Source organism: Chryseobacterium rhizosphaerae (assembly GCF_003385455.1).
GTDB lineage: Bacteria > Bacteroidota > Bacteroidia > Flavobacteriales > Weeksellaceae > Chryseobacterium > Chryseobacterium rhizosphaerae.
The window spans coordinates 1-682 of sequence record NZ_QNUF01000080.1; the positions used below are offsets into that span (position 1 = coordinate 1).

A 682-nucleotide genomic window follows, 5' to 3' on the forward strand; every position below is an offset into this window, starting at 1 on the left:
TTCTGATCCTGACCAGATTTTGGTGTTTTCGAATCCATCAGCATACCAGGAAGACTGTGCGGTCTGGTGATAACCGATCATTTTTTTCCCTTGCAGGTTTCCCGTGAGTCCCCTGTACCGAAAGTCCTGCTTTCTGTCTTCCTGTTGGAGTTGGGAAACAGCATATAGCTGGTCTACTCTGCTTAAAGAATAATAAGGATAAAATGCTTTTTTTTCTTTTTTATAAAAACTGGCATTCGTGGTATTATCGGGAATCATTTCCAGATACTTTACCGAGGTAGTCACCCCTCCCTGGGTAATTGAACTTATCCTGGCCAATTCGGAAACCGCGGTAGGACCTTTTATTTTTTTAAGGTATTGTTTCCAGTATAAAAAAACATTGTAATAATTATTTCCAGATTTTATCGGGCTGGTGATAGGGGAAAACAATGTAAGGTCTGTAATATCCGGTGTGCCATATACAGGGCTTTGAAATAGCCAGTTGGCAGTGAAATTTGGTGTTCCGTCAGTCTCAGATCCATTGGCCATTTTTGCACTGACCACATATCCGAAATCTCTATACCCGTTTGCATATAAAGGATTGATCTGATTGTAGGAGAAAACCTGAACAATATCGGATTTTCCATCTTTATTCATATCGGTAACAGAAAAGAAGTATTGTTTGGCAAATTTTGCATAATTG

At 39.4% G+C, this 682-nt stretch carries 1 protein-coding gene; it reads right to left on the minus strand.

Annotated features, from left to right (window positions below):
* A partial coding sequence (locus DRF57_RS23810; protein WP_157969932.1) for a hypothetical protein occupies positions 1 to 682 on the minus strand: 682 nt, incomplete at both ends.